The sequence below is a fragment of the Marinobacter vinifirmus genome, assembly GCF_002258215.1.
GTDB lineage: Bacteria > Pseudomonadota > Gammaproteobacteria > Pseudomonadales > Oleiphilaceae > Marinobacter > Marinobacter vinifirmus.
Map to the genome: position 1 here is coordinate 57089 of NZ_NEFY01000014.1, position 8945 is coordinate 66033.

Annotated in this window: 7 protein-coding genes and 1 rRNA gene; 7 read left to right on the forward strand and 1 reads right to left on the reverse strand. The window is 56.1% G+C overall.

Annotated features, from left to right (window positions below):
- Nucleotides 1-81: 81 nt before the first annotated feature.
- Nucleotides 82-576, reverse strand: coding sequence for a DUF4124 domain-containing protein (locus B9Q17_RS14425; protein WP_094625736.1), 495 nt, complete (start codon nt 574-576; stop codon nt 82-84).
- 470 nt (nt 577-1046) lie between these two features.
- On the opposite strand from B9Q17_RS14425, the gene B9Q17_RS14430 reads away from it, so the two are divergent.
- The 7 genes from B9Q17_RS14430 to B9Q17_RS14460 all read left to right on the forward strand — a co-directional run bounded on the left by B9Q17_RS14430 (nt 1047) and on the right by B9Q17_RS14460 (nt 8894).
- Nucleotides 1047-2765, forward strand: a complete 1719-nt coding sequence (locus B9Q17_RS14430) for an acetolactate synthase 3 large subunit (RefSeq protein ID WP_094625737.1) — start codon at nt 1047-1049, stop codon at nt 2763-2765.
- Between the two features lie 2 nt (nt 2766-2767).
- A complete protein-coding gene (ilvN, locus tag B9Q17_RS14435; RefSeq protein ID WP_036218832.1) occupies nt 2768-3259 on the forward strand; it encodes an acetolactate synthase small subunit in 492 nt (163 codons plus the stop codon).
- A 64-nt stretch (nt 3260-3323) separates the two neighbouring features.
- Complete coding sequence (ilvC, locus tag B9Q17_RS14440) at nt 3324-4340, forward strand: ketol-acid reductoisomerase (RefSeq protein ID WP_058341567.1); 1017 nt, start codon at nt 3324-3326, stop codon at nt 4338-4340.
- A gap of 90 nt (nt 4341-4430) precedes the next feature.
- A complete protein-coding gene (gene pssA, locus B9Q17_RS14445; RefSeq protein ID WP_022987781.1) occupies nt 4431-5243 on the forward strand; it encodes a CDP-diacylglycerol--serine O-phosphatidyltransferase in 813 nt (270 codons plus the stop codon).
- 90 nt (nt 5244-5333) lie between these two features.
- The gene (gene msrP / locus B9Q17_RS14450) at nt 5334-6305 is read left to right on the forward strand and encodes a protein-methionine-sulfoxide reductase catalytic subunit MsrP (protein ID WP_094625738.1); all 972 of its coding nucleotides are present in this window, start codon (nt 5334-5336) and stop codon (nt 6303-6305) included.
- On the forward strand, nt 6305-6922 hold the full coding sequence (locus B9Q17_RS14455) for a protein-methionine-sulfoxide reductase heme-binding subunit MsrQ (protein ID WP_094625739.1): 618 nt from the start codon (nt 6305-6307) through the stop codon (nt 6920-6922). The genes msrP and B9Q17_RS14455 overlap by 1 nt, the downstream gene beginning before the upstream one ends.
- Before the next feature lie 431 nt (nt 6923-7353).
- Nucleotides 7354-8894 (forward strand): 16S ribosomal RNA (locus tag B9Q17_RS14460).
- Nucleotides 8895-8945: the final 51 nt, after the last annotated feature.

Sequence of the window (8945 nt, forward strand, 5' to 3'; positions counted from 1 at the left end):
CGCAGTGCCGGGGCTTCGTGGCCCCGGCTATCAACCGGGAACAAAAAAGCCAGTCGGGTTGCCCGGCTGGCTTTTTTTGACTCAGCGCTGTTCTGCGGGCTCTTGCTGTTCTTCCCGCTCGTCCATAGGCCCGCAATTTTCCGCTGCCACTTCTTCGAACTTCTTGCGCTGCTCTTCAATTTCTTCCGGCGTGAGATAGCGCATCTCGCCGTTTTCTTCTACCCGGATCCTGGCATTGCTGTTGATCACCTCCAGGTTGGAGCGGGCGGTGGCGCAGTTGGCTTCACGCTGTTTGCGCAGGGCTTCTTCCTGGGCCGTTTCCTGGCGCTGCCGGGCTTCGTCCTGCTGGCGCTCCTGGATTTCCTGAACCTGCTGTTGCGGGCTCACCCGGCTGGCCTGGCCGCCGGAACTCTTGCCGGTGCGCACGTTAACGATCTCTGCAGATGCACCATTAGGCTGGCGATCCCCGAAGTGGGTTACGCCGCTGTCGTCGGTCCATTTGTATACGGAGGCACCGGCGGCGAAGCCCGGGGCGGCGGCCATGATCGCGGCCAGCATCAGGATTTTTCGATTCATAGGTCCACTCGTTATTCGATTACTGCCTGGTGACATGATGCCACCCCGAATGCGGATTTTCTTCTGTCTGGTTCAAATCTCTTGCACCATTATTGGCCAACCGGGGCCCTGTGTCTAAGAAAATGGTGGCAATTAAGCCACAGCGCCTATTGACAGTGAGTTTCCCGCTGTCAGAATTGCAGATTGCCTGAAGACTGGGGTCAATACGGCAGGCAATCCCGAGCGAGTATCCCCCGTTAATCACCACACTGCGTTCGCCACCCGCTGGCGGGCACTGGTTGTTGCTTACGTGCAACCCGTTGATTGGTCGTTCTCCGCAACCCTCAGGAGGGCGGCTGGCCAGGAGACAACCTCTTAAAAATGGTGTGGAGGAGTACGCCGGTTCCGCTTTCACAAGAAGCAGGGAAACCGAGAATCCAGGCAACCGGGGCGTAACCCGGCTCATTCACTCGTAGAAGAGGGTAGAAATCGTGGAGTTATTGTCTGGCGCCGATATGCTGATCCGCTCCCTGCAGGATGAAGGGATCGAATACATATACGGCTATCCGGGTGGTGCAGCCCTTCATATTTATGATGCGCTGTTCAGGCAGGACAAAGTCAAGCATATTCTGGTACGGCACGAACAGGCGGCGGTCCACATGGCCGACGGCTACGCCCGTGCAACCGGAAAACCAGGTACCGTACTGGTGACCTCGGGTCCTGGAGCCACCAACACTATTACCGGCATTGCCACCGCATTCATGGATTCCATCCCCATGGTGGTTCTGTGCGGCCAGGTTGCATCTACACTGATTGGTGAAGATGCCTTTCAGGAAACCGACATGATCGGTGTTTCCCGCCCGGTGGTTAAGCACAACCTCAGTGTGCGCCATCCGGAAGAAATTCCTGAAGTGATCCGCAAGGCTTACTACATTGCCTCTACCGGCCGGCCTGGCCCGGTTGTGGTGGATATCCCCAAGGATATGACCACCCCGAACGAGCGCTATGAGTATGCCTATCCGAAGAAGGTCAAGCTGCGCTCCTATAACCCGGCAGTCCGTGGCCATGCCGGCCAGATCAAGAAAGCCGTAGACATGCTGATGGCGGCCAAGCGCCCGATCATCTATGCCGGCGGCGGTGTGATCCTGGGCAAGGCCTCCAGCCAGCTGACCGAGCTGACCCAGACCCTGGGCTTTCCCATCACCAACACCCTGATGGGCATCGGCTGCTATCCGGCGACCGACAAGCAGCATTTGGGCTGGCTGGGTATGCACGGCACCTATGAAGCCAACATGGCGATGCACCATTCAGACCTGATTCTCTGTGTGGGCGCGCGCTTTGATGACCGCGTAACCAACGCCACCGAGAAGTTCTGCCCGGGTGCGCGCATTATTCATATCGATATCGACCCGGCATCTATCTCCAAGACCGTAGATGCAGACGTGCCCATTGTTGGCCCGGTGGATGCGGTACTGAAAGAAATGCTGTCGCTGGTCAAAGAGTCGAAGGACAAGCCGGATGCCGAAGCGCTGGGGTCCTGGTGGAAGCAGATCGAAGAGTGGCGTGCGTTCCACGGTATGCGTTACGAAACCAGCCCGGATGTGATCAAGCCGCAGGAAGTGGTCGAGATGCTCTGGAAGCTCACCAACGGTGATGCCTTTGTAACCACCGATGTGGGCCAGCACCAGATGTTTGCTGCCCAGTACTACAAGTTCGACAAGCCCAACCGCTGGATCAACTCCGGTGGCCTCGGCACCATGGGCTTCGGCCTGCCGGCCGCCATGGGTATCAAACTGACCCATCCGGAAGATGAAGTGCTGTGCTTCACCGGTGAAGGCAGTATCCAGATGAACATCCAGGAGCTGTCCACCTGCAAACAGTACGATCTGCCGGTGAAGATCATCAACCTGAACAACCAGGCCCTGGGCATGGTCAAGCAGTGGCAGGACATGAACTACGAGTCCCGTCATTCCCAGTCTTACATGGAGTCTCTGCCGGACTTCATCAAGCTGGCGGAAGCCTATGGCCATGTTGGCGTGCGCATTGATCGCAAGGAAGACCTGGAGCCCAAGCTCAAGGAAGTCCTGGCGATGAAAGACAAGCTGGTATTTGTGGATATTTACGTGGACCGCTTCGAGCATGTGTACCCGATGCAGGTTGCCCGTGGTTCCATGAAAGATATGTGGCTCAGCAAAACGGAGAGGGTGTGATCATGCGTCGAATCATTTCTGTTTTGCTTGAAAACGAGCCTGGCGCACTGTCCCGCGTGGTTGGGCTGTTTTCCCAGCGCAACTACAACATCGAAACGCTGACCGTGGCGCCGACCGAAGACGAGACCCTGTCTCGCCTGACCGTCACCACCAGCGGTTCCGACAAGGTTATCGAGCAGATCACCAAGCAGCTGAACAAGCTGATTGAAGTGGTCAAGCTGGTAGACCTGACTGAAGGTGCCCACATCGAGCGTGAGCTGATGCTGGTCAAGCTGAAGGCAACCGGTTCCCAGCGTGCGGAAATCAAGCGCACCGTGGATATCTTCCGGGGCCAGATTGTCGACGTAACCAGTTCGGTTTATACCGTTCAGCTGGCCGGCGACAGCAGCAAGCTTGATGGCTTTATCCAGGCTGTAGGCACGTCTGGCGTGCTGGAAGTGGTGCGTACCGGTGTATCCGGCATCGCCCGTGGCGAAAAGGTTCTCAGCCTGTAAGGGCTGCCCGAAAAATTTGAACACTATGGCCCTTAAGGGCTGTTACTGATAACAGAGGTTTCTCATGCAGGTTTATTACGATAAGGATTGTGATCTTTCCATCATCCAGGGCAAGAAAGTTGCCATTCTGGGCTTCGGCTCCCAGGGCCACGCGCACGCGTGCAACCTGAAGGACTCCGGTGTAGACGTAGTGGTTGGCCTGCGTGCCGGCTCCTCCTCCATCGCCAAGGCTGAAGCCTACGGCCTGAAGACCAGCGACGTGGCTTCTGCCGTTGCTTCCGCTGACGTTGTTATGGTGCTGACTCCGGACGAGTTCCAGGCCCAGCTGTACCGTGACGAAATCGAGCCGAACCTGAAGCAGGGCGCTACCCTGGCCTTCGCTCACGGCTTTGCTATCCACTACAACCAGATCGTTCCGCGCAAAGACCTGGACGTGATCATGGTTGCTCCGAAGGCACCGGGCCACACTGTACGCACCGAGTTCACCAAGGGCGGCGGTATTCCTGACCTGATCGCGATCTTCCAGGACGCTTCCGGCAACGCCAAGAACGTAGCCCTGTCCTACGCTAGCGGCATTGGCGGCGGCCGTACCGGTATCATCGAAACCACCTTCAAAGACGAAACCGAAACTGACCTGTTCGGTGAGCAGGCGGTTCTGTGTGGTGGCGCGGTTGAGCTGGTTAAAGCCGGTTTCGAAACCCTGACCGAAGCGGGCTACGCTCCGGAAATGGCGTACTTCGAGTGTCTGCACGAGCTGAAGCTGATCGTTGACCTGATGTACGAAGGCGGCATCGCCAACATGAACTACTCCATCTCCAACAACGCTGAGTACGGCGAGTACGTAACTGGCCCGGAGGTGATCAACGAGCAGTCCCGCGAAGCCATGCGTAACGCACTGAAGCGCATCCAGAGTGGTGAATACGCCAAGATGTTCATCTCTGAAGGTGCCCTGAACTATCCGTCCATGACTGCTCGTCGTCGCCAGAACGCGGCTCACGAGATCGAGACTGTGGGCGAGAAGCTGCGTTCCATGATGCCGTGGATTTCCGCGAACAAGATCGTGGATAAAGAAAAGAACTGATCCGGAATTTCCGGTACGGTTTGAAAGCGCGGCCCTAGTGGCCGCGTTTTTCGTATATACTCCGCCCAAATGCTTTCCGGAGTTTATGGAATGACTGAAGAGAATAAATCTGTCGACAAGCCTGAACCGAACAAGGCTGCAGAGCTGGACCTTGAAAGTGGCGAGGTTGTCGAGGAAGAGTTGGTTGAGGGGGCAAAGGTGCGCCGCAAGGGTATCTACCTGTTGCCCAATGCCCTGACCACCGCATCCCTGTTTTCCGGGTTCTATGCCATTGTCTCTGCCGCCAACGGCGTGTTCGATAACGCCGCCATCGCTATTTTCGTGTCGATGGTTCTGGATGGCCTGGACGGCAGGGTGGCCAGGATGACCAACACCCAGAGCAAGTTCGGTGAAGAGTATGACAGCCTGGCCGATATGGTGGCCTTCGGCGTGGCTCCGGGCATGGTGGCCTTCTTCTGGGCCCTGAACGGGCTGGATAAAGTGGGCTGGGCCATCACGTTCATCTACGTGGCCGGCGCGGCATTGCGGCTGGCTCGCTTCAACACCCAGATTGGCTCTGTTGATAAAAAGTTCTTTGTGGGTTTGCCGAGCCCGGCTGCAGCCGCTTGTGTGGCAGGCCTGGTCTGGTGCTTCCATCAGTTTGAACCGTCCGCCTGGCTGACCTTGCTGTCTATTGTGGTCGTCGGCGGTGCCGGGGTGCTGATGGTGAGCAACGTTCTTTACCGCAGCTTCAAAGACCTGGATTTGCGGGGCCGGGTGCCTTTCGCCGCTATCTTGCTGGTGGTTTTGATACTGGTAGTGATCGCTGTAGACCCGGCCACCGTATTGTTCACTGCGTTCCTGATCTATGCGTTGTCGGGTCCGGTCCGCGCCTTGTTCCGCAAAAAGCCAAAGCGCGCCTGACGACAACTGCCTCCCGCCCGGATCCGCCCGGGCGGGAATTTCTCCGGGAATGTTCGGTCTATCTGTTAACCGCGAACTCTGGAGCCTCCGATGTTTATCAAGCAACGCCCTTCCTGGTCTGTCCCCGAATCTGAAGTAACCCCGGAATCCGTTTACCTCAACCGGCGCAAGTTCATGACCGGTGCCATTGCTTCAGCCGCTGCGCTGTCGATTCCGGGACTGGTTCGGGCGGAAGATACCCGGCCGGGAACGGTTTTGGACTACAAGGCTGCGCCGCAATTCTCCACCGACGAGAAACCGGCCCCGTATGATGCCATCACCACCTACAACAATTTCTACGAATTCGGCACCGGTAAGCAGGACCCATCCCGCTACGCTTCGGAAATGTCTGTGGATCCCTGGTCCGTTGAAGTAGAAGGGGAGTGTGCGAATCCCGGCAAGTACGCGCTGGAGGGTTTGCTGAAGCCTCACCAGTACCAGGAGCGGATCTACCGGTTGCGGTGTGTTGAGGCCTGGTCAATGGTGATCCCGTGGGTGGGTGTACCGCTGGCGGAGGTGATCAAACGCCTGGAGCCGAACTCGGATGCGAAATTCGTCTACTTCGAAACACTGAATGCCCCGGAGCAGATGCGCGGGCAGCGATCCCTGTTCAGTACCATCGACTGGCCCTACCGGGAAGGTCTGCGTATGGATGAGGCGATGAACGAGCTGTCGTTTCTGGCGGTAGGTCTGTATGGAAAGACCTTGCCCAACCAGAACGGTGCGCCGATCCGCCTGGTGGTGCCCTGGAAATACGGTTTCAAGAGTATCAAGTCGATTGTGCGTATCCGGTTTATGAAAGAGCAGCCGAAATCCAGCTGGGAAATGATTGCGCCAAGCGAATACGGTTTCTATGCCAACGTGAACCCGGAAGTGGACCACCCGCGCTGGAGCCAGAAGATGGAGCGCCGTTTGCCTTCGGGCGTGTTCCGGCCGAACTGGATCGAGACGGAAAAGTTTAATGGCTACGGCGAGCAGGTGGCCGGCCTTTACAAGGGCATGGACCTGTCCAGGTATTACTGATGGCGTCTGCTGTAACAAACAAGTGGCGCGGTATTGCCGGAAAGTGCCTGGTGTTTGGTTTGGCCCTGCTGCCGCTGGGCTTCCTGGTGGCGGACATTATCAATGCCAATCTGGGGCCGGACCCCGGGCAGGTGATTACGGAAGCGCTTGGCATTGCGGCATTCCAGCTGCTTCTGGTTACGCTCGCTATTACCCCGTTAAAGAAAGTAACCGGCTGGTCGGGCTGGTTGCGTTACCGGCGGATGCTAGGGTTGTTTGCCTTTTTCTATGCCGCGTTGCATCTGCTGGCCTTCCTGCAGCTGATTCTGGGCTGGATGGATCTTTGGGCGACCTTTACCAAGCGCCCTTACATTATTGCCGGTGCTGCCGCATTTCTGGCGATGGTGCCCCTGGCGATTACATCTACCCGGAGAATGATGAAGCGTACCGGGCGGTGGTGGAAGCCGTTGCACCGTTTGATTTATCCGGCTGCGATACTCGCGTGGGTGCACTTCCTCTGGCAGGCAAGAAGTGACATTACCGAAATGGTGGTTTACGCGGTAATTCTGGCGGGATTGTTGGTGGTGCGGGCCAGGTGGTTTGGTGTTTCGTCTCTGGTGCCACTAAAAAGAACTTGAAATACGTCACAAAATGGACAATAAATAGTCATTGTGGTGAGCGATTGATCAGGCATGTAGGTGGAAGCCGAAGCCTGCCAGGTTTTTTCGGAAAAGGGCGTTGACAGTTTTTCTTACGCCTGTAGAATGCGCACCACTTCTGAGGGACAAGCCACTCACGGCAACTTTTGGAAGGAATGCAACCGATTGAAAGTATTCGAAAAATTGCTTCAGAAATTATTCGAAATCAACGGTTGACAAGGCGGCGGAACGATGTAGAATACGCGGCCTTGATTGAGCAACAGCTCAAACGCTCTTTAACAAGTTAACCAAGTAATTCGTGTGGGCGCTGGCCGAGGTATTTCGGATGCGAAATATCAGGACAGTGACTCGTCGAACATTGAGTTTTGTCTTGAGCAAAAATTAAGAACTTTCGAGTTCTTGTATGATTTAAACTGAAGAGTTTGATCATGGCTCAGATTGAACGCTGGCGGCAGGCTTAACACATGCAAGTCGAGCGGTAACAGGGGGTGCTTGCACCCCGCTGACGAGCGGCGGACGGGTGAGTAATGCTTAGGAATCTGCCCAGTAGTGGGGGACAACAGTCGGAAACGGCTGCTAATACCGCATACGCCCTACGGGGGAAAGCAGGGGATCTTCGGACCTTGCGCTATTGGATGAGCCTAAGTCGGATTAGCTAGTTGGTGGGGTAAAGGCCTACCAAGGCGACGATCCGTAGCTGGTCTGAGAGGATGATCAGCCACATCGGGACTGAGACACGGCCCGAACTCCTACGGGAGGCAGCAGTGGGGAATATTGGACAATGGGGGCAACCCTGATCCAGCCATGCCGCGTGTGTGAAGAAGGCTTTCGGGTTGTAAAGCACTTTCAGCGAGGAGGAAGGCCTTAAAGTTAATACCTTTAAGGATTGACGTTACTCGCAGAAGAAGCACCGGCTAACTCCGTGCCAGCAGCCGCGGTAATACGGAGGGTGCAAGCGTTAATCGGAATTACTGGGCGTAAAGCGCGCGTAGGTGGTTTGGTAAGCGAGATGTGAAAGCCCCGGGCTTAACCTGGGAACGGCATTTCGAACTGTCAGACTAGAGTGTGGTAGAGGGTAGTGGAATTTCCTGTGTAGCGGTGAAATGCGTAGATATAGGAAGGAACACCAGTGGCGAAGGCGGCTACCTGGACCAACACTGACACTGAGGTGCGAAAGCGTGGGGAGCAAACAGGATTAGATACCCTGGTAGTCCACGCCGTAAACGATGTCAACTAGCCGTTGGGACTCTTGAAGTCTTAGTGGCGCAGCTAACGCACTAAGTTGACCGCCTGGGGAGTACGGCCGCAAGGTTAAAACTCAAATGAATTGACGGGGGCCCGCACAAGCGGTGGAGCATGTGGTTTAATTCGACGCAACGCGAAGAACCTTACCTGGCCTTGACATCCAGAGAACTTTCCAGAGATGGATTGGCGCCTTCGGGAACTCTGAGACAGGTGCTGCATGGCCGTCGTCAGCTCGTGTCGTGAGATGTTGGGTTAAGTCCCGTAACGAGCGCAACCCCTATCCTTGGTTGCTAGCAGGTAAAGCTGAGAACTCCAGGGAGACTGCCGGTGACAAACCGGAGGAAGGTGGGGATGACGTCAGGTCATCATGGCCCTTACGGCCAGGGCTACACACGTGCTACAATGGCGCGTACAGAGGGCTGCCAACTCGCGAGAGTGAGCCAATCCCTTAAAACGCGTCGTAGTCCGGATCGGAGTCTGCAACTCGACTCCGTGAAGTCGGAATCGCTAGTAATCGCGAATCAGAATGTCGCGGTGAATACGTTCCCGGGCCTTGTACACACCGCCCGTCACACCATGGGAGTGGATTGCACCAGAAGTAGTTAGTCTAACCTTCGGGAGGACGATTACCACGGTGTGGTTCATGACTGGGGTGAAGTCGTAACAAGGTAGCCGTAGGGGAACCTGCGGCTGGATCACCTCCTTAAACGAAGCCGAATGCTTCGGTCAGAGTCCACACGAATTACTTGGTTGGCTA